Origin of the sequence: Vibrio sp. A11 (assembly GCF_013048705.1) — a bacterium.
GTDB lineage: Bacteria > Pseudomonadota > Gammaproteobacteria > Enterobacterales > Vibrionaceae > Vibrio > Vibrio metschnikovii.
In genome coordinates, this window is record NZ_VHSI01000001.1 from 15,780 (window position 1) to 35,878 (window position 20,099).

Genomic DNA, 20,099 nt, shown 5'->3' on the forward strand with positions numbered 1-20,099 from the left:
TCGGGGCGCTTTTGATGTATTAATGCTCGACGTTTATTTATTTCGCCAGCGGCTGGTGGAGCGAGATAACCCATAATGCAGCGCGCTGTGAATCAGTTTAGCGATAACACAAGTAAAAAAGATCACCATGGACATGGCCGCCGCAGGAGCCGTTCCGCCCGCTTCTTCTAAGCTCATCACCACTACAGAGGCTAAACGAGAGTGAGGGCCATATAAGAACACCACGGCTGAAACGGTGGTCATTGCGTTAACAAAAAGATACAGCGCAATATCCAACATCGCGGGTAAAGAGAGTGGCAAAATGAGTCGAGAAAAGAGATGAATCCGACTCGATTTAAGTGAATCGCCAACGCTTTCAAACTCATTATCCAATTGTTTTAATGAAGTTACCGCCGTTAAGTGTGCGACCGAATAAAAGTGCACCACCGTTGATAATACCATCACCATTAATCCCCCATAAAAGACATTGAGTGGATTACTTGGATGATTGAAAAAGAAGATATAAGCGATTCCTAAGACTAAACCAGGTACTGCCATCGGTAGTAACGCCACAAACTGATAGATTCTGGCTAACCAAGCCGGTTGTGGCGTGCGCTCTACTAACCACGCATTAAAAAAGACGACCGTAGTGCCAATAATCATGGTCGTTGAGGCCATCATCAGCGAGTTTTGATAGGGTTTCCAGCCATGAGCGTCAAAACGTTCAAATTGATAGTTGGCGAAAGTGAGATCTAAATTGTATGGCCAATAAGTAAACAGTGAAGCCATCCCTGCCATCCCGAGAATCGTCAGGATAAATAAGCCGCTTGGTGCCACACACAGGATGCCAAATAGACTTTTACGCCATGAACGTGGCGGTTGATAAGGGACTGAACGTGCATTTAAACTGGCTACTTGTTTTTTGCGCACCCAAAGGTCGGCGGCAAAGGCGAGTAGAGCAGGAAGTAACAGGATCACACCGACCACGGCTCCCATTTCAAATCGTTGTTGACCAATCACTTGTTTATAAATGTCCGTTGCTAAAACATTAAATTGACCACCAATGATTTTGGGCACGCCGAAGTCGGTGATCACTAAAGTAAAGACGACAAAGCTGGCGCTGACTAAGCCATAACGAGCCGAAGGCACAGTGACAGACCAAAAGGTGCGCCATGGTGAGGATTTTAAGCTCGCTGCCGCTTCATATTGTCTTGCGTCAGCATGAGAAAGTGCCGTACAGAGGATCATTAGCGCGTGAGGAAAGGTCCAAAAGACCGAACCAAGGACAATACCAATTGGGCCATAAATAGTCTGGTCGGCGAGTAAAAACTTGAGAATACCTTGATTACCAAATAGATAAATTAAGCTGATCGCCGGCAATAATGAAGGGGCTAAAATTGGGATCGTTAGCAAAAGACGCAGCAGATGGCTGCCCGGTAATTGAGTGCGTGTGAGAGCGTAAGCAGCCATAAAACTGAAGAAAATCACGATGACCGTGCTCATCGACGCCACCCAAAGCGAATGGTAAGCCGCGGTAGTGATGCCGCCCGATGAAATATAAGCTGCGAAATTAGCGAGCCCAACAAACTCGCCTTGTGCATTCATTAGGCTGCGGCTAAAGAGCGCGTATAATGGCCCCAATAAAACGATACTCAAAAATAATAGACCGACCGCTAATAAACAGGTTAGCCAAAAGCGCTCGCTGATTCGCCATTCTTGAGGCCAAGCGAAAGAGAATCTGGACGGCGACATCCTAGTTGATAACATGGTGCTTTCCTTTGTTTAACTTCTATGCCGCAAAGCAGTGAATGCTGTTTGCCTGTAATGATACGCCCACATAATCGCCAGTACGCAGTTGTAACCTCTGAGCAAGTCCGATAGTGATATCTGCATAAAGCGCTTCTGAAATGCCCTCGATCACTAAACTACAGCGTAAAAAAGCCCCCATAAATTCGATATGATTGATTTGTGCTTGAATATGACTTTCATGAGTTGCAACGAGGGAAACGTGCTCCGGCCTTACGGCGATACGTAGGGTTTTATCAATTGGGTTTGGATGGCTATGCGTTGCCAAAGCTTGTTGCACCGCGCTAAGTTGATGGATTTGACTCTCTTGTGTCGGTGTCATGAAATTCATTTGACCGATGAAATGGGCAACAAAAGCACTGGCGGGTTGGTTATAAATTTGCTCTGGGGTGCCAATTTGTTCAATGACACCGTGGTTCATGACCACGATACGATCCGCCATGGCTAAGGCTTCCTCTTGATCATGAGTGACCATAATCGTTGTTACGCCTAAGCGTTTTTGTAAACTGCGAATTTCATGACGTAAATGGGCACGGACTTTAGCATCTAAGGCGGATAATGGTTCATCCAGTAGTAGTAAACCCGGCGCAGGTGCTAACGCTCGCGCAAGAGCGACACGTTGCTGTTGACCTCCGGAGATTTGTGCGGGAAATTTATGGGCATGTTCGGAGAGTTCAACCAAGTCGAGTAACTCATTGACACGTTGTTTAATTAAACGACTTTCTGCGCCTTGGCAACGTAGGCCAAACGCAATGTTATCGAACAAGCTCATGTTGGGAAACAGCGCGTAAGATTGAAAGACAATCCCAAAATCACGTTCTTTGACAGCCAGTGTGCTGATGTCACGTTGGCCTTGTAATAACGTCCCGCTATTTTGTTGCTCTAATCCGGCGATAATTCGCAATAAAGTCGTTTTTCCGCACCCAGAAGGACCTAAAAAACAGATCAACTCTCCAGGTTGGATAGTTAAGTGAATGTTATTTAGCACTTGAGTTTCACCAAACCATTTATTGATATTTTCAAGAACCAGTTGGCTGCCTTGGCATCGCATGATGTTCTCCTTAACTAAGCTGGGATAAAAGGGGTAAAGAGGCGGCAACCAGTCTCTGCTATTTGCGACAAATCAGAAACTGGTTACCCATTATTTCGATTATTTGGCTTCAGATTTAGCGTCGTAACGACGTTCCCATTCGCGTAAAATCCGCTCACGATTAGCCGCTGCAAATTGGAAGTTATTATCAATCAGTAGGCTTTCTGCATTGGTTGGGAAATATTGGACGGGCTTAGCAATACCGGGCATGGCAACAATGGCGTATCCTTCGTTGTACATTTCCATCGCCGACTGACTGATTGACCAATCAACCAGTGTTTGAGCCGCTTGTTGTTGCTTTGTCCCCGCGATGATCGCGGTCGCTTCCATATCCCAGCCGACACCTTCGGTTGGGAAAATCAGCTCAAGGGGCGCACCACGTTGTTTTTCACGTGCGCCGCGAAAGGCAAAAGAAATACCGATAGCGGTTTCTCCGGTAGCGGCATGGACACAAGGACGAGATCCGGAATGGGTATAATTTTTGATGTTAGCGTGTAACTTATCCATAAACGCCCAGCCTTGTTGTTCGCCAAACAGCTGTAACCAAGAAGAAACGTCTAAATAGCCGGTTCCTGAAGAGGCTGGATTTGGCATCACGATATGACCGCGATAGACCGGTTTAGTAAGGTCTTGCCACGATATTGGCATCGGCAAATTGTGTTTTTTCGCTTCAATAGTATTAAAACAAATGGCTGCCATCCAAGCATCCATACCGACCCAATGAGTGGGTTGAGCGCTGTCTTTAAATTTAGGCGACAGTTTTTCGACACCTTTAGGTGAGTAAGGCAGTAGCATCCCTTCATCTTGCAGCAACATTAGGCTGGTTGCCGCCAGTCCCCAAACCACATCGGCACGAGGATTGTTTTTTTCTGCCAATAGACGAGCTGTAATCACGCCCGTTGAATCGCGTACCCAGTTAATTTTAATGTCTGGATGAGCTTGGTTGAAACGCTCGGCGTATTTACGTAAATCATCTGATTCAATGGCGGTGTAGACGGTCAGTTCTGTTGCGTAAAGCATAAAAGAAAAACTTGCCGAGAGAGCGAGTATTCCTTTGGCCAAAATGTGTCGTGCTGACATGGTTAACTCCTAATAACGTATTTGTTGAGTGAATATTCTTGGTGGACTTTATTATGAATACGTTAAGCAAGTTAGATGACGAAACCGTTACGCCGCTGTATTAAATGACTTAGAATTTCTTATGTTAGCCCTAATAAATCAGCTTGTGTTGCATGGTGCTTGGCAACTTCACGGCGGATCCAATCACAAAAAGCCAATACTTTGGGGCGATGATCGCCTTTTTTCCACACGAGGTAATGTCCTCCGGTCGTTGTCATGCTCGCTGGATGCGCCAGCACGAGGCTACCTTTAGCAAGAGGATCGGCGACCACAAAATTACGCGTCAGTAAGGCAATATCACCGTGACGAACCGCTTGAATTGCTAGGGTAGTGGTATCGAACTCTAAGCAAGGTGCATCGGCAATCTCAGTGATACCTTGTTGACTAAACCAATCGAGCCAAGTTTCTCGATAACCAATAATGGCGGCTCGTGGCCAATCCAATAACTGTTTGGCACAAGTGACGTTACCGTAATGGTTTATGGCTTGTGGGCGGCATACCACTTGCCAGTATTCATGAGTTAGCCGTTCGACTTGACGCCCATCCCAGTCACCATAACCGTTGTATATTTCAATATCAGGTTGACTCCTTTGATCAGACTGGCTCCATGGCGAGGTGTATAACCGAACTCGAAAACGAGGATAATCTTTTAAAAAACTCGGCAATCTTGGGGCAAGGAAATGCTCAGCAAATGTATTGGATACACGCAGTGATAATGTGTTATTTCCTCGCTCACCAAACAGGTCTTCAGTTCCGATTCGTAATGAGTGAAAAACTTGGCTTAATACGGGTTGATAACTTTGTCCCGCATCCGTCAGTCGAATGCCTTTCGCCTCACGAATAAACAATGTGGCTTTGAGATGATGTTCTAAAATTTTTACTTGCTGGCTGACCGCAGCTTGCGTGACATTGAGTTCATCGGCCGCTTTGGTAAAACTGCCTAAACGAGCTGAGGCTTCAAATGCACGTAACGCATTCAGAGGGGGTAACTGACTCATGATTAACTCCAATGGGATGTGGTTTAACCATAAAGAAGAAAGATGAAGCTTCCATGACAGGTATTAGTAAATATAGGGCTAAGACCGAGCTAGACTCGCTATACAAACGCATTTTGGCTTGGCATCCTATATTAAGGATTCTTAATTAGGAAAAAATATGGAACTGGCTCTGTTTGATTTAGACCACACATTGATTGCCACTGATAGCTCAGCACAGTGGTGGCATTACATGTCGGAGATAGGTTGGCTGAAGAAAGAGAGTGCATTGCATCATCAGCATGCGCAAATGATGGCTGAATACGATCATGGTATACTGGATATGCATGACTATTTAAAGCTCACCCTTGCTCCTCTTGTCGGTAAGGAGTATCAGCAAGTCAGTCAGACAGCGGAAGCATTTGTGCAGCAGCATTTATTCAAGCAGTTATATCCGATGGCGCAACAATTGATCAGAGAGCATCAACAAGCTGGACGTCGAGTCGTGATCGTTTCAGCCAGTGAGGATTTTTTGGTGCGCCCTTGGCAGCAGTTATTAGCGATTGATGCCGCGATTGGTATTGAGATAGAGACACAGCAAGGGTTTATTACCGGACAGGCGCGAACCCCGTTGAGTTATCGGGAAGGAAAAGTGGCGGTAATTAATCGTTGGTTGGCCGAACAGGGCATCAGTGCTAGTGATTGTTATGCCTACAGTGATTCACATAATGATATTGCCATGCTTGAGTTTGCCAGCCATCCAGTGGCGACCAATCCAAACCAACAGCTTAAAGCGCGAGCTTTAGTGTCTGATTGGCCGATCATGCATTTTTAGTCGTTGCAGGCATTATCAATCAACCGATCTTTTTCGGCCCTCAAGTACGATATTGTACTTGAGGGCATTACTATTTAGTCTTTGCGAATCAAGGCCAAAGTGTCAAGAGCTCCACCCAGAGTACCTATACGGTGGTAAAATGCTGTACTTTCCCCCCAAGCTGTTGAGAAGCATCGCTTAATCGCTCACTGACTGTTCTTGCCTGTGTTGCTTGTTGTTCTAGCCCATGAGTTTCTTGACCGAGCTGATAAATAATACTTTTAGTCTGCTTCGCGACACTGGCTTGTTGATGACTAGCCGTAGTGATCGATTGGTTAACCAGAGCAACCTCTTCAAAGGCTTGACGAATATGTTTAAGAACCTGTTCAGAATGTTCAGAAAATTCAACACTGGCTAAAGCTTGTTGGTTTGCCGATTGCATCGCCGTGACTGCGTCATTAGCGCCCTTTTGTAATCGAGAAAGTACATCGTTAATCGAACGGGTAGCTTGTTCAGTATTGCCAGATAAATTACGAACTTCATCAGCGACGACAGCAAATCCTCGACCTGCTTCGCCCGCTCGTGCCGCTTCAATCGCAGCATTGAGAGCCAATAAATTCGTTTGTTCAGCAATGGTCTGGATGACGGTTAATACTTGGGATATTTCGGTAGATTCTTTATGCAGATGACGAATGATTTGTGCTGAGTCATCAATCGATTTCGCTAAGCTTTTTATTCCAGCACTGGCTTTTTGTACGGTATTCGTTCCTTGCGAACTCAATGCTTCCGCTTGGGCAATCACGGTTTGCGCGTATTGTGTGTGTTCACCGACTGCATGAATGGTTTGCTCCATTTCATCCATCGCTTTTGTGACGCTTGTGGTTTGTCGGCTTTGCGTATTTGCTTTGTCCTCAACCATTTCGCTTACCGTGAGCATACGTTGAGCATTTTGGTGTAAATCGACACTTTTATTTTCAATTTCTATGATCAAGTGACAGAAATTATTAACCATCGTATTGAGCGCTTGTGCTGTTTGTGCGACTTCGTCTTTTCCTTGCACCGTTACTTGTGTTGTTAGATTAGAAGAATGAGCAAGGTATTGAATACTATTACGTAATTGGCGTAATGGCTGCTGAATAGAGCGTTGGATCAACCAGCCGAATACCATGAGCAAGATAATCCAAGCGGCTCCGCCAAATAGGTAAAAATGCATCATTCTAGTCGTCAAGATCATTGCTTCTTGTTGAACGTCATCGGCTTTACTAATTTGTTGGTTAACTAATTGATTCAGTGTGTCACCGAGCGGAACCAATACTTGATTAATTTCATTACCAAACGTTGATTCGTTGAGAATTCGGATAGTTATTGCATCGCTACCCGCCCGTGATATCCACTGCTGATAAAGTTCGATAGCTTTTTGCAATTGCTCATCCGCTTGTTGACGTAATGGGTCGAGCACACCACTTTGCGTCCGTTGATAAGCTGTCCAGTGGGTTTCCACTTGGTTTATTAACTGTTCTATTTTTTCTACGGTATCTTTTTGACTTGCCCAGCCGGTGCGATAGCGTCTTAAGTCATCTAAACCTTCTTGTCTCAGTAAAGAGTGGGTCGCCAAAATATCACTCAGTGGCAGTAGATGCTGTTGATAAAGCCGCGTGAATTGCCGGTCTTTTTCCTGAGCGGCCTCAAATGAAAGTCCAAGTGCGACCAGTAAGCTGATGATGGGTAAGGCGCTTAAGCAAAATAAGCGAGTACTAATGTTGAACTGGTTTAATTTAAACATAATGATAACCACCGTTAGAAAGAGGCTCTCTCGCTATCACTGCCGTGTTTGAGTAGTAAAATACCGAGAATACGCTGGATTATTTCTCTTTTAGATGACGACGATGTTACAGAATGTTTGAAAATTGAGCGTTCAATCAATAAGTATCGAGTGCAATCACTCACTTTGATGATAAGTTGAAGTGCATAGTAGAAAACTGAGCGGTTAATTATCACTTTTTCCTATCAAATTAATACGTAGATTCGATTAGCGCTGCTGTGTTTATTTCACTATACCTAATCAGACTAAAGTGGTCTTTTTAGTTTGCGTTACGTACAACCTGTTCAGCGCTGATTCGGCGTACGACACAGTAAAAACTGTTTTGTCTGAACGTGTGATACATCGGTGTATTGACCCCATTTAGCCTATTTTTTGCATTAAATATCAGCAAGCTTAATAACAAGAAATACTAATAATTTATTGATACTTATTTTTGGAGGAAGCCATGGACTTTATGTCTCAATGGAAAGTGAAAACGCGACTTGCACTGGGCTTTGGCATTTTAGTGTGTTTAATGTTGTTATTGACGATACTCGGTATTCAGAAAGTAAACTTAATTGACGATACCTTGTCACAAATTACCGATGTCAACTCACTCAAACAGCGTTATGCGATTAACTATCGAGGTAGCGTGCATGATCGCGCTATTGCGATTAGAGATGTCGCCATTGCACGAAATAATGCGGAACTCAACGCCCTAGAAAATGAAATAAAAAACTTAGCGCGTTTTTATCAAGACTCTGAAAATAACATGCAAAAAATGATCACCAGTGGCGTGATATTTACGCCGAAAGAGCAGGCTATCTTACGCAGTATTGATCAAATCCAGCAAAAAACCTTACCCATGGTGCAATCGATCATCAGTGATAAGAAAAGAGACATTAATGCGAATGTAGCGCTCCTTGATCAGGTTCGACCGGCATTTGTTGAATGGTTGAATAGCATCAACCAGTTTATTGACTATCAAGAAGAGTTGAATCAGCAGATGACGCCCGCGGCTCGTGAACAAGCAAGTGGTTTTCAAAACTTAATGCTGTTGCTATCGGGAGTGGCGATCGTGATTTCATTACTCGTCGCTATCGTCATTGAGAGAAGCTTTCGCCAATCATTGGGAGGCGAACCTTATGAAGCGCAGCAGGCGATCAAACGCTTATCAAAAGGGGATTTAACCCACAGCTATGGACAACGAGCGAAAGACAGTATTTTAGATTCATTGTCAGGTATGTCATTAACCTTAACGGCTATCGTCAGTAATATTGTTCAAGCTTCAACCAAGATTGTTGGTCAAGTTTCAGAGGTCTCTGATGGGTCGAGTCGAGTTTTGAGTTCGGCCAAGCAGCAATCAAGTTTAACCGCAGATACGCTTTCACGATTAGAAGATATGCGTCATACGATTGATCAAATCGCGGATATTGCTAGACAAACTGAAACGAATTCAGTCATAACGACAGATAATGCGCATCAAGGACGTGAGCTAGTATTCTCGGTCGCTAAACAAATGGAAAAAATCGCTCTTACGGTCAACTCAACGGTTGAACAGGTCAAGTTACTTGAAGCGAAGACCAAAGATATTGGTGGAATATTAAATGTGATCAGTGGTATTTCAGAACAAACCAATCTCCTCGCGTTGAATGCTGCGATTGAAGCAGCACGAGCCGGAGAATCTGGTCGCGGCTTTGCCGTGGTTGCTGATGAAGTTCGTCAATTAGCCAAGCGTACCGGGGAAGCGACTTCGCAGATTGAATCATTGATCAGTGAAGTTCAGTCTCAAACGGCGATCAGTGTTAAAGCCATGCAAGCGACACAGCCTCAGGTCGAAGAGGGTAATCAAAAAACCGCGCAAGCCAGCGATCTACTGATTAATATAGAAAAACAAGCCAAAGATACGCTTCATCGTATTCGAGAAGTGGTTTCAGCGACGGATGATCAAGTGGCTGTGGTTGGTGAAGTGGTTTCAGCGATGGGACAAATCTCATCCATGTCGAGTGAGTCGATCCAATTGATGGCAGTCAATGAAAATGCAGGGCACGAGTTAAATCGTTTAGCTAACGAGCTTAAAAAAGAGGTCGCTTACTTTAATATTTCGCACAACCGCTAACGCGATAAACCATGAGGGCATTGCTTTAAAAGAAAGCCCTTAAAACGGCGAAACCCCGATGTTGGTAGCATCGGGGTTTCTAATTTTTAGATGGTTTGGATGGTAAGGCCAAAAAATCTTATTTATGCAAAAGGTTGGATTTGATCCAACAAATTCCTTGGTAGGGAATTAGATACGGATGAAGTCCATGTGCTCAACTTTTGGCTTGAACACGTGACGTTGAACGTCTTGAGGCTTAACTTTAACTTCAGCACCGTCGATAACTAGAGTAATCGCTTCGTAGAACTCTGGCTTATCCATTTGGTTGATGATGTCATCGTGTTTTAGAGCGATAGATACTGGCGCTGCTTCACCACCGTAAACGATAGCTGGGAATAGACCAGTGTGACGTAGGCGGCGGCTCGCACCTTTACCTAGTTCAGTACGCACTACTGCATTGAATTTCATAGTATTTACTCTCAAATTAGTAAAAAAATAATAAGTGTGACAGCATCAATGCGACCTTGTGCTGTCGTAGCGCTTCGTTAGCGATAATAATCACTCTCAAAACGAGCGCGGATACTAACATTCTACGTTAGGATGAGCAATAAAAATGATGGCTTCATAGTAGGCAATAATCAGCTTGGTTAATCACTGAGCTCATCGGCAAAAATTTTCTCCCTCAGTGCCCAAAATCGGCCATTTTTTCGTGCGATAACGAATTGCGGTGGTCGAAAACGGTGCTGATGATCGACGACTTTACTCGGTGATGCGGCGTCAAATGGCCGATGTTTATCGGCCAGATGGGGGCGAACGAAACGCTGTTTAAAGATAGCTTTCTGTTTTGGGGTTGTGAGAGACCAAAACTCGTGCACTTGGGCGTTATTCTCACCAAGATAAGTCACACGAAGATGGTTTTTTCCTTTGCTATCTTTATGAACGCTGAATGTCATGGTGAGACACTCGAACACTAATGCATCTTTTAAGCTTAATGCCTCTTTAAGCTTTTTATCTGGATCCACTAGCGTCGCTTGGCATTCGTGACAAATTCGCGCGGCGATATCGTTATCGGCTCCGCATTGATTGCAATATTTAGCACGAAAACGGTAGCCGCAATGTTCGCGCTCTGCAGTCTCTTTATCTTCAAAATAGCCTTGGCATCGCCGCCCATAGTGTTCGAGAAGAAAGCCGTTAGCATCCAGTTTGCCCCAAAAGTTATTATTAAAGCCACAAGCAGGACAAGGAATAGTAATGATTTCACTGTTGGAGTCGGGTTTTGGATCGCCGACTTCGGGTTGATACAGATCATACTGATTACCTGCATAATCAAGCACCAAACATTCGGTTTTTCCCGGCGCGAGACGTAAACCTCGACCGACGATTTGTTGGTATAAGCTCACCGACTCGGTAGGCCTTAAAATAGCAATCAAATCGACATGTGGAGCATCAAAACCGGTGGTTAATACTGAGACATTGACCAAAAATTTGATCTCTTGCTGTTTAAAACGTTGGATAATCCGGTCGCGATCTTGTGATGAGGTATCGCCAATCACTAAGGCGGATTGCTGTTCAGGCAGTAAACCGAGGATTTCTTGGGCGTGGCGAACCGTAGCCGCAAAAATCATCACTCCTTGCTTGTTGTGTGCTAACTGAATAATTTGTTGAACGATTTGTGGTGTTGCGCGTTTGGATTGCTCGATAACCAGATCGAGTTCAGATTCTTTGTATCGTCCGCTAGTCGTTGGGCTTAACTGAGAGAAATCGTAGCTGAGGATAGGTGCGTCAATCAGACGCGCTGGAGTTAAGAAACCTTCATCCAACAAGTAGTGGATCGGTAATTCAAAGATACAGTCTTTGAAAAAACGTGGCTCTTCACTGCGCACGAGTCCACGAGTGTGATACTGATAGATCCATCCCATGCCTAGTCGATAAGGGGTTGCGGTTAAACCGAGCACCTTCATCTTAGGGTTGAGGGTCAATAAGTGGCTAATGACTTTTTGATAGCTGCTGTCTTTATCGTCGGGGACTCGGTGACATTCATCAATCACTAATAACGAAAATGGCTGTTGAAAAGTCGATAAATTTCGTACCACAGACTGTACGGAAGCAAACACCACCGCATGTTCGCTCTCTTTTCGTCCTAGTCCGGCAGAAAATATTCCGCCAGTGAGTCCATAGCCTTCATATTTGGCATGGTTTTGTTCCACCAGTTCTTTCACATGAGCAAGAACTAATACTCGTCCTTTGGCTAAACGTGCTAATTCAGCAATCACTAAGCTTTTTCCTGCACCGGTAGGGAGGACAATCACCGCAGGGGTACTGTGCTGACGAAAGTAATGAATCACGGCTTTGACTGAATCTGCTTGATAAGGTCGTAAGGTATACATAAAGGCAAGGGATTAATTATGTGAAATAGTTCAACTATTTTGAGTGAGGCTTGTATAATACCTGACTTAAAGCAGATGAGGTATTCATGCGTTTAGATAAATTTTTGTGTAATGCGCTCGGCACCACACGTAAAGAGTCGACTCAACTTTTAAAAAGTGGCGATGTAACGGTCGATGGTATTGTTCGTAAAAGTGGTTCATGTCAAGTTACCGAGTTATCCCAGGTTGAGTGGCAAGGCAGAGCGCTGACCTTAAGTGGCCCTCGTTATATTATGCTGCATAAGCCTCAAGGTTATGTTTGTTCTCATGAAGACAGCTTCAACCAAACGGCATTTGTGTTATTGGATGAGGCTAACCAACGGGACTTGCATTTTGCTGGGCGCTTGGACGTTGATACGACAGGGCTCGTGTTAATCACTGATGATGGGCAGTGGTCACATCGAGTGACTTCACCTAAACACCACTGTGAAAAAACCTACCGTGTCTGGCTCGCGGATCCTATTACCGCCGAGTATACTGAGCAGTTCGCGAAGGGAATTGAGTTACGCGGTGAGCGAGATCTAACCCGACCTGCTCAGCTAGAAATCATAGATCAACAACAGGTTTTGTTGACCATTCACGAAGGTAAATATCATCAAGTTAAGCGCATGTTTGCTGCCCTTGGTAATAAGGTGGTTGGGTTACATCGTGAACGTGTGGGCGATATTGTTTTGGACCCTGGCCTTGAGCCGGGAGAATCTCGTTATTTGACCGAATCGGAAATCGCTTCTGTCTGGAACTGATCGCTCAACCTTAGGAAACACGGCCATCGAGTTTCCTTATATTTGAACATACAATCGGCTTCGTAGCGAACGCTTATCCTAAGCCCTCGGAATAAAGAAATGGGTTGCTGATCGGCAACATCAGCGATTGAGTCGATAGGCTATCGACCAGAGTTAAATCATATTCATTGATAAAACGGAGACTTATGACTTCCAATACTGCCCCCGCTAAATATGATGCTTCTAGCCTTGGCTTTTTGCTGTTTATTGTGTTGGGCGCTATCGGGGCGTTAACCCCACTCGCTATCGACATGTATTTACCTGCAATGCCCGCTATCGCGAAAGATTTAGGTACTACTGCCGGTTCCGTGCAATTAACGTTAACGGCTTATACTGCAGGTTTTGCGATTGGACAATTATTACACGGCCCGTTAGCGGACAGTTATGGTCGTCGTCCGGTGATGTTGTCAGGGGTGTTTTTATTTGCGGTGGCTTCGGTTTTTAGTGCCACGACACATGGTATCGAGGCATTAACTTATATTCGTGCCGCTCAAGGGTTTGCAGGCGCAGCTGCCGCGGTAGTGATTCAGGCGGTTGTGCGCGATATGTTTGATCGAGAAGACTTTGCTCGTGCAATGTCTTTTGTCACCTTAGTGGTTACACTCGCGCCGTTAGTTGCGCCATTGATTGGTGGGCATTTAGCCGTTTGGTTTGGTTGGCGTTCCATTTTTTGGGTGTTGGCTATCTTTGCTGTGGTCGTGATGGCGATGGTACTTTGGAAAGTGCCTGAGACACTGGCAATAGAAAATCGTCAACCATTGCGATTTATGAACACCATGAAAAACTATGCGCAATTATGCCGTAATGGTCAGGCGATGGGGCTGATTTTCGCTGGAGCTTTTTCATTTTCGGGAATGTTTGCCTTTTTGACCGCAGGATCTTTTGTTTATATTGACATTTATGGTGTGACACCAAACCAGTTTGGTTATCTGTTTGCGCTCAATATTATTGCGATGATCGCGATGACCAGCATTAATGGTCGATTTGTGCGACGCGTTGGTTCGCATGCCATGTTGCGCTTTGGATTATTTATTCAGTTATTGGCGGGCGTTGGTTTATTTGTCGGTTGGGCACTTGATTGGGGATTATGGGGAACCGTTCCTTTTGTGGTGTTGTTTATTGGCACCATTTCAACCATTGGCAGTAATGCGATGGGGCTATTATTGAGCGGTTATCCTCGAATCGCTGGTACGGCTTCTTCTTTGTCCGGTACATTGCGCTTTGGTACCGGCTCGGTGATTGGTGCCGTGGTTGCCTCAATGCCAAGCGATGTGACTTGGCCAATGATTTTAGTGATGTCAGCATGTTCCGTGCTGTCTGCGGGTTTTTATTGGACATTGGGAAGAAACGCATAGTGGCGAAGTATTATTTAGAAATTCAGAAGCTGGTGAACAGCGCGTTAGAAGAGTTAGCACAAGAACACGTTGCTGGAAAGTTGGCGAATGCTCCCGTGGCAAATAATCATTTTTTAGTGCATTGGGTGAGCAAATCTTTAAAAAGTCAGCGTTTTGACCGCTGTGTACGCGATGATTTAACCGTTTGGCAAAAAGCGGGGCGTTCGAAGGGGAATCAATCAGGATTGTGGTTGCAATTTCGACGTATTTCGGCGTATTACGCCCAGTTTTTCAATGAGCATGCTGATAATCACTTAACGGATAAGAAAATAGATGCCTTTTTGGACGAAATGGAACAAGCCGGATGGGAAGTCTCAACCTCTGAACCATTAGTTGATTGTGGTAAAGTACAAATATTTATCGAAGGGCAAAACTCTTTCGCGCTTTGCTCAAGGCAGTGTGATGATTGTTTTGATGGCGAAGCCTTGATAAAACCCATGAACTGGTTTGTGCGTGGTCACCATGCCGGATTTGTCGAGAAAGCTGCGGCAGCAGGATTTATGCTTCATAAACGCACTGATTACAAATCAAACGTCAAATACCATGGCGAATATGTGATTTTTCCAGATAATCAAGGGACCCAATTAGCGGAAATTCCCCTGTCTTTTCAAGCCCCTTAATTTCACCGTGTTAGCCTAAATCAGAGCGACGATTTATCGTGGCTCTGATAAGTATAAAAGTAATGTTTCCTCTTTGAATCTACATCAGTTGTTGATGATGTTTGCTCACTTCAATCCGATAATTATTGTCCGCAATGGTGAGTGACTCATTCGACCCCTTACTTACACTATCTCATTGACCAAAGTGCTTATTGATCACAGTGCTTATTGATCAAAGTGAATGCGTTCTAAACTTTGTACACGTCGTAAATCTTGTTCGGAAAACGTGCGACGACGTAGCTCGTCTAACTGTGTTTGTTGCTGATCAGGATGATCGGCTAAACGTTTAACAATTACTTTTCTTTGCTCAACATAATGCTGCCACTGTTGATCAAACTGCTGTCTTGATTGCCCAAGGTGATTAAGACGTTGAATGGTTTCTTCATCTACCCATTCTTTTAAAGCTAGGTAGTGGTCTTGTGGGTCTTGCTCATCTAATGTGAGAACCGCTTTTAATAAACGATCATTATGTTCATTACGTTGAATGTAATCCGGTTGTTGGTTTATCTGCTCATCCCATAAGCGTTGCGCTTTTTGTTGTGGATAGATTTCAAACAGTTTTTGTTTATCAATCGCGAGCTGTCGAATACGATTTTCTTCAGTAAATAAAGATTGCTGATCGGTAGAAAAATGAACGCCTTGAAGATGAACGATTTTGTCATGCAGACGTTGCCAATCTGCAGCGAGTCCGTTCAGTGATGAAAAGCTTAACTTATCGAGAGCGTGGTGATAGTCGATTAATTGATGAAACAAAGGCTCATCAAAGCTGATTTTTTCATCAATATAATGCGCAAATTGTTGTTTTAATAAGTTAACATCGATCTGATCCATTTCTGATACCAGATAATTCAAGAAATCGCGAGGGGAGGAAAGATCAACGTCACTTTTCAGTACACTCGGTGGTTGGGCGGTCACGGGTTGATCATCATGCAACCATATTAGTGACAATGTCACTATCAATACTCCGAGTGCTAGGGCAACCATCATGGGTTTATAACGCATCATTACAGTCCAAGTTGTTGCAAACGATTGGCATGTTGACGATAAAGAGTAACGGGTGAAACCTCAAAAAGATGGCGAATGCCTAAAAGCCCATTGACTTCATCGAGATGATTCATTTTATAGTGGGTACCAATGACTTGACCAAGATGGCTACTGCAGACAGAGACCAAGCCATCATTGGGTTCATCAAAAGCAAGGCTTAAAACTCCGATAGGGATGTCGGTGGGGTCAAGCAAGTTAGTAATGGCCGATGAACCAGTCCAAGAAAAATAATGAACACCATTACTGGCGATCGCTTCACCTTGCCCACAATAGGTTGTCGGAAGGCCTTCTGGATAATGACGGTTAAAAGCCAATGAGCCTTCCGTGGTTAAGGTATCGAGCGCCGCTAAGGCATCTTGTTCTAGCCCCTTGCCACCGGAGAGTACGTTGATCAAAGTGACAAAACTATTGGTGATTTTGACGGCTAAGGCCTCAGAAATCGAGTCTTCTGGTACGGTATTTCTCACAATATCAGCGACTCGCGATCCCCAGTTAACACCACCAACGCTAGTTACCGAAGCAACCAGATCAGGACGCACTGAGGCGACATAACGAGCGGTTGGACTGCCTTGACTGTGACCGATAAGATTGACTTTCTCTTTGCCGGTTAGGGCTAGAATGGTTTCAACTTGTGCCAATAGTTGCTCGCCGCGTACTTCTGAGCGGTTAGCGGCTGCGACTTGCGCAGTAAATACGGTAGCACCATCTTTACTGAGTGCATGAGGAATGCCATAGAAGTAATCTATTTTGGCGATACTATCAAAACCGAAGATGCCATGGACCAGTACCAATGGGTAGCGGGTTTCGGTATAGCCACTATTGGCGAATGTCGCTGGTGTGTGAAAGGATATTAATCCGATACAGAGTAGGCTTATCCATCGATATATGACGTTCACATTGATACCCTTGTGTTATTTATTATAAGTTGGCATTGATATTATCAATGTAAAATAGTGTCAATTCTACGCACTGTCGAGGGTTTTCGCCGTGATTGTGACCGGGGTAACTCATCCGTCGGTCAGTGACACCCACGGGTTCATTTTTTGGTTTTTTTCACGATCGCTCTGACCATACCTTTGAAAATAAATAGGTGCGCAGGCATCATCACAAACCAATAAAGAAGGCCTCGAAACCCTTGTGGATGCCACCATGCGGTAATAGTCAGTTCACGTTGTTCACCAAGATCTTTAATGGCAAACTCCAGACGCCCTAAGCCAGGCCCTTTCATGCCAAACAATAAAGACAAAAAGCGCGGCGGTTGGCAGCGAATCACCTTCCATGAGTCGATAAAATCGCCCACTTGTAACTCGGTTCCTGGTGGGCTGCGTCGAACCGGTTTTCCTCCACCAAATAACACATCGAGCCATTCACGTGTTCGCCACAACGAATTAGCAAAAAAATAGCCTTGATCGCGTTGGCCCATGGTTTTGACGACTTTCCAGAGCTGTTCTGCACTGGCATCGGTGGTTATGGTTGCGCCGGTATACTTAGGATAAAATCCAAACCCCGGTTGCCAACGCTGCATTGCGCCGGGGTCAAAGCCCCAGACATTACTGCGTACAAAGGTACCCTCTTGTTCGATGGTGGACTTTACCGCATCGTAATAACCAATCATTGTTTGTGGATAACGTTGCTGAAGCGCATCGTTATTGGCAATAAAATCATGGGCAAGGCCATCTAACAATGCGCGTCCGATACTCGACGGAACCGAGGTCACTAATCCAAGCCAGTAAGAGGCCATTCGAGGAGTGAGTAAACCAGTAGACCAAAGCCGAAAGGGTTTATTGGCTAATCGGCAAATCACTTCAAATTGTTCACGGTAGGTGAGGGTATCGGGGCCACCCGCTTCAAATTGTTGATGTTGTTCGGGGGTTTCCTTAGCAAGCGCTAACAGATAATGGTTAAGATTAGCTAAAGCAATCGGGTTGGCTTTTGAATCGACCCATCGCGGTGTGATCAGAATGGGTAAATTATAAACAAAATCGCGCATGATCTCGAAAGCCGCTGAGCCAGGGCCGATGATCACTCCTGCTCTTAATTCGGTTACGGGAACTTTGCTTTGACGTAAAATTTCGCCAGTTTTTTGTCGAGCGGCTAAATGGTCAGAATGGCCGGATGGTGGTTGTAAAGCACTAAGATAAATGACGTGTTTGACTTGGCTGTGTTGTAAAGCTTCGCGCATGTTACTCGCTAGGGATAATTCGTAGTCGATAAAATCACCGCCATGGGCCATGCCGTGCACTAAAAAGTAGACTAAGTCCGCTTGTTTGACCCAGTGACAAGTCTGCTGTTGATCGGCTAAATCAAGGTAAATAATGGTCAGATTTTTATGTTTAGGAGTGCGATCGGTAAAATAATCGACTTGCCGAGCCGCCGCGGTGACTTGATAACCTTGTTCAAGTAATAAAGGGATAAGCTGAGAGCCGACGTAACCTGAAGCACCTAATACTAATACTTTTTTCATTTTTATTCCTTGGGATAGGCTAAGGCTTGAGCGTATAATCTTCAGCCACTATTCAGCCTTCTAACTTGACGTTGTAGCGATATCATTTGGTCCAGTAATCTCGATGAAACGGCCCGGCGATTGGTATTGATGCGACTCAAGATGCCTTTTTCTCGTTAATGTTTGCCATTGAGGTGCTCCGTTGTCCGTTGTTTCACAAGTGATATATTACACCAAAGGTGACTTTTTGCGTCGCTTGATAGCGATTGCTTTGCCGATTACTTTACAAAGCATTATGTTTTCTAGCCGCGGGCTAGTGGATGTGTTGATGCTGGGGCAGCTCGGTGAGGCAGAAATTGCGGCGGTTGGTGTGGCGGCAAGAGCTACGTTCGTGACCACAATTATGCTCGTAGGAGTAACGACAGGTGGGGCACTATTAACCGCTCAATATTGGGGAGCAGCGAATAAACAGGGGGTGAGAGAAAGTACCGCCTTAACTTGGTTGGTGTCGATGTTGTTTGCGGTATTAACGGTGGGTTTATTTTTATTTTTTCCACAGCAAATTATGGCATTGACCACCGATTCGGCTCTCGTTAATCAACTGGGCAGTCAATATCTCGTTATTACCTCTTTTAGCATGTTAGCGGTTGCCTGTGTCAGTAGTATGGCGGTCGGCCTACGTGCGATGCATAAGCCAGGCATTAGTACTTTTTTCAGTAGTATTGGGATTCTGGCCAACGTATTTTTGAACTGGGTGCTAATTTTCGGCAAATTAGGCTTTCCAGCACTCGGCATTCAAGGCGCAGCGATTGCAACGTTACTCAGTGGTTTTCTTGAAGTGGGCTGTTTGTATGGTTACTTATATTGGAAAAAGCATCTATTAGCTTTTGGACTACTTGATGTAAAAGCGGTTATGGTCTGGCAAACCATTGAACGATTTCTACGCTTATCACTCCCGACGACGTTTAACTTTTTAGCATGGGCTGGGGGGTTATTTGTTTACCACGCCATCATGGGCCAAAGTGGAGTGCAGGGGCTGGCTGCCTTATCCGTCATGACGCCTGTTGAATCGATTTCTTTGAGTTTTCTAATTGGTATGTCTAATGCGGCCGCAGTACTGATCGGCAATCAGTTAGGCGCTAAGCAGTATGATGCGGTTTATTACCAAGCCATTGGTGTTACGGTGCTGAGTCTGCTGTCTGGGATACTGGTTGCTATGGTTCTGTTTATTGTGCAGATCCCTATCTTAAATGCGTTTAGTGCTCTGACCGCAGAAACTCGTCAGTTAGCAGAAAAATTCATTGTGATTTTAAGCCTTGGTATTGTCTTGCGTTCAGTACCCATGACAGTGATTGTCGGAGTCCTTCGTGCTGGAGGCGATGTCAAGTTTTGTCTTGGACAGGATGTGGTCGCGCAGTGGATTATCGGTATCCCTCTGGCGGCGATTGCCGCTATCTATTTTAACGTTAAACCTGAGTGGATTTATTTGTTGTTTTTAGTCGAAGAATTGATCAAATGGGTCGGCTCATTATGGCGAATGATCAGTAAAAAATGGATGCGGAATTTGATAGGAAATTAGACACATAACAACAAGTTGGTGCAATTATGTTTATATTCTGTGATCTACAGCCAAAATACTTCCTACCCGAAGGGATTTAGTGTAGATTCTC

The 20,099-nt window shown here is 44.6% G+C and carries 16 protein-coding genes; 6 read left to right on the plus strand and 10 right to left on the minus strand.

Features of this window, described 5'->3' with window-relative positions:
- Positions 1-33: 33 nt before the first annotated feature.
- From FKQ60_RS00095 to FKQ60_RS00110, 4 genes are all read right to left on the minus strand, one after another.
- Positions 34-1,746 (minus strand): putative 2-aminoethylphosphonate ABC transporter permease subunit, encoded by a 1,713-nt coding sequence (locus FKQ60_RS00095; RefSeq protein WP_170905817.1) that lies wholly within the window; start codon positions 1,744-1,746, stop codon positions 34-36.
- Between the two features lie 22 nt (positions 1,747-1,768).
- Positions 1,769-2,836: a putative 2-aminoethylphosphonate ABC transporter ATP-binding protein gene (locus FKQ60_RS00100; RefSeq protein WP_154168350.1), complete on the minus strand. Its 1,068-nt coding sequence runs from the start codon at positions 2,834-2,836 to the stop codon at positions 1,769-1,771.
- A gap of 99 nt (positions 2,837-2,935) precedes the next feature.
- A complete protein-coding gene (locus FKQ60_RS00105) occupies positions 2,936-3,955 on the minus strand; it encodes a putative 2-aminoethylphosphonate ABC transporter substrate-binding protein (protein ID WP_170905818.1) in 1,020 nt (339 codons plus the stop codon).
- 119 nt (positions 3,956-4,074) lie between these two features.
- Positions 4,075-4,992 carry a LysR substrate-binding domain-containing protein gene (locus FKQ60_RS00110; protein WP_170905819.1) on the minus strand — a complete coding sequence of 306 codons (918 nt, stop codon included), beginning with the start codon at positions 4,990-4,992 and terminating at the stop codon, positions 4,075-4,077.
- A 157-nt stretch (positions 4,993-5,149) separates the two neighbouring features.
- Here FKQ60_RS00110 and FKQ60_RS00115 point away from each other — a divergent pair, with 157 nt between their 5' ends.
- Positions 5,150-5,803, plus strand: a complete 654-nt coding sequence (locus FKQ60_RS00115) for an HAD family hydrolase (RefSeq protein WP_170905820.1) — start codon at positions 5,150-5,152, stop codon at positions 5,801-5,803.
- Between the two features lie 124 nt (positions 5,804-5,927).
- Here the strand turns inward: FKQ60_RS00115 and FKQ60_RS00120 are convergent, their stop codons facing one another.
- Positions 5,928-7,565 carry a methyl-accepting chemotaxis protein gene (locus tag FKQ60_RS00120; protein WP_170905821.1) on the minus strand — a complete coding sequence of 546 codons (1,638 nt, stop codon included), beginning with the start codon at positions 7,563-7,565 and terminating at the stop codon, positions 5,928-5,930.
- Between the two features lie 484 nt (positions 7,566-8,049).
- Here FKQ60_RS00120 and FKQ60_RS00125 point away from each other — a divergent pair, with 484 nt between their 5' ends.
- Positions 8,050-9,702 carry a methyl-accepting chemotaxis protein gene (locus FKQ60_RS00125; RefSeq protein ID WP_170905822.1) on the plus strand — a complete coding sequence of 551 codons (1,653 nt, stop codon included), beginning with the start codon at positions 8,050-8,052 and terminating at the stop codon, positions 9,700-9,702.
- Between the two features lie 168 nt (positions 9,703-9,870).
- Here the strand turns inward: FKQ60_RS00125 and rplY are convergent, their stop codons facing one another.
- Together rplY and FKQ60_RS00135 are read right to left on the minus strand one after the other, a co-directional pair.
- Positions 9,871-10,149, minus strand: coding sequence for a 50S ribosomal protein L25 (gene rplY / locus FKQ60_RS00130; protein ID WP_154168340.1), 279 nt, complete (start codon positions 10,147-10,149; stop codon positions 9,871-9,873).
- Between the two features lie 179 nt (positions 10,150-10,328).
- Positions 10,329-12,068, minus strand: a complete 1,740-nt coding sequence (locus FKQ60_RS00135; protein WP_170905823.1) for a DEAD/DEAH box helicase — start codon at positions 12,066-12,068, stop codon at positions 10,329-10,331.
- A gap of 86 nt (positions 12,069-12,154) precedes the next feature.
- On the opposite strand from FKQ60_RS00135, the gene rsuA reads away from it, so the two are divergent.
- The 3 genes from rsuA (at position 12,155) to FKQ60_RS00150 (ending at position 14,903) form a co-directional block, all read left to right on the plus strand.
- Entirely contained in the window at positions 12,155-12,850 is a 696-nt protein-coding gene (rsuA, locus tag FKQ60_RS00140; protein ID WP_170905824.1) for a 16S rRNA pseudouridine(516) synthase RsuA, read from the plus strand.
- A 185-nt stretch (positions 12,851-13,035) separates the two neighbouring features.
- Positions 13,036-14,244: a Bcr/CflA family multidrug efflux MFS transporter gene (locus FKQ60_RS00145; RefSeq protein WP_004395386.1), complete on the plus strand. Its 1,209-nt coding sequence runs from the start codon at positions 13,036-13,038 to the stop codon at positions 14,242-14,244.
- A complete protein-coding gene (locus FKQ60_RS00150) occupies positions 14,244-14,903 on the plus strand; it encodes a DUF2913 family protein (RefSeq protein WP_170905825.1) in 660 nt (219 codons plus the stop codon). The genes FKQ60_RS00145 and FKQ60_RS00150 overlap by 1 nt, the downstream gene beginning before the upstream one ends.
- A 204-nt stretch (positions 14,904-15,107) precedes the next feature.
- Here the strand turns inward: FKQ60_RS00150 and FKQ60_RS00155 are convergent, their stop codons facing one another.
- The 3 genes from FKQ60_RS00155 to FKQ60_RS00165 form a co-directional block, all read right to left on the minus strand.
- Complete coding sequence (locus FKQ60_RS00155; RefSeq protein WP_170905826.1) at positions 15,108-15,947, minus strand: lipase secretion chaperone; 840 nt, start codon at positions 15,945-15,947, stop codon at positions 15,108-15,110.
- Entirely contained in the window at positions 15,947-16,861 is a 915-nt protein-coding gene (locus tag FKQ60_RS00160) for a triacylglycerol lipase (RefSeq protein WP_170905960.1), read from the minus strand. Before FKQ60_RS00160 ends, FKQ60_RS00155 begins: the two co-directional genes overlap by 1 nt.
- Positions 16,862-17,022: 161 nt before the next feature.
- The gene (locus tag FKQ60_RS00165) at positions 17,023-18,450 is read right to left on the minus strand and encodes a DUF2867 domain-containing protein (RefSeq protein ID WP_170905827.1); all 1,428 of its coding nucleotides are present in this window, start codon (positions 18,448-18,450) and stop codon (positions 17,023-17,025) included.
- Between the two features lie 181 nt (positions 18,451-18,631).
- Between FKQ60_RS00165 and FKQ60_RS00170 the strand changes: the two genes are divergently transcribed.
- On the plus strand, positions 18,632-20,008 hold the full coding sequence (locus tag FKQ60_RS00170; RefSeq protein ID WP_170905828.1) for an MATE family efflux transporter: 1,377 nt from the start codon (positions 18,632-18,634) through the stop codon (positions 20,006-20,008).
- Positions 20,009-20,099 lie beyond the last annotated feature (91 nt).

Excerpts from the sequence above, each read along its gene's own strand:
- FKQ60_RS00095 (WP_170905817.1), bottom strand. The coding sequence starts at position 1,746 with ATGTTATCAACTAGGATGTCGCCGTCCAGATTCTCTTTCGCTTGGCCT.
- FKQ60_RS00100 (WP_154168350.1), bottom strand. The coding sequence starts at position 2,836 with ATGCGATGCCAAGGCAGCCAACTGGTTCTTGAAAATATCAATAAATGG.
- FKQ60_RS00105 (WP_170905818.1), bottom strand. The coding sequence starts at position 3,955 with ATGTCAGCACGACACATTTTGGCCAAAGGAATACTCGCTCTCTCGGCA.
- FKQ60_RS00110 (WP_170905819.1), bottom strand. The coding sequence starts at position 4,992 with ATGAGTCAGTTACCCCCTCTGAATGCGTTACGTGCATTTGAAGCCTCA.
- FKQ60_RS00115 (WP_170905820.1), top strand. The coding sequence starts at position 5,150 with ATGGAACTGGCTCTGTTTGATTTAGACCACACATTGATTGCCACTGAT.
- FKQ60_RS00120 (WP_170905821.1), bottom strand. The coding sequence starts at position 7,565 with ATGTTTAAATTAAACCAGTTCAACATTAGTACTCGCTTATTTTGCTTA.
- FKQ60_RS00125 (WP_170905822.1), top strand. The coding sequence starts at position 8,050 with ATGGACTTTATGTCTCAATGGAAAGTGAAAACGCGACTTGCACTGGGC.
- rplY (WP_154168340.1), bottom strand. The coding sequence starts at position 10,149 with ATGAAATTCAATGCAGTAGTGCGTACTGAACTAGGTAAAGGTGCGAGC.
- FKQ60_RS00135 (WP_170905823.1), bottom strand. The coding sequence starts at position 12,068 with ATGTATACCTTACGACCTTATCAAGCAGATTCAGTCAAAGCCGTGATT.
- rsuA (WP_170905824.1), top strand. The coding sequence starts at position 12,155 with ATGCGTTTAGATAAATTTTTGTGTAATGCGCTCGGCACCACACGTAAA.
- FKQ60_RS00145 (WP_004395386.1), top strand. The coding sequence starts at position 13,036 with ATGACTTCCAATACTGCCCCCGCTAAATATGATGCTTCTAGCCTTGGC.
- FKQ60_RS00155 (WP_170905826.1), bottom strand. The coding sequence starts at position 15,947 with ATGATGCGTTATAAACCCATGATGGTTGCCCTAGCACTCGGAGTATTG.
- FKQ60_RS00165 (WP_170905827.1), bottom strand. The coding sequence starts at position 18,450 with ATGAAAAAAGTATTAGTATTAGGTGCTTCAGGTTACGTCGGCTCTCAG.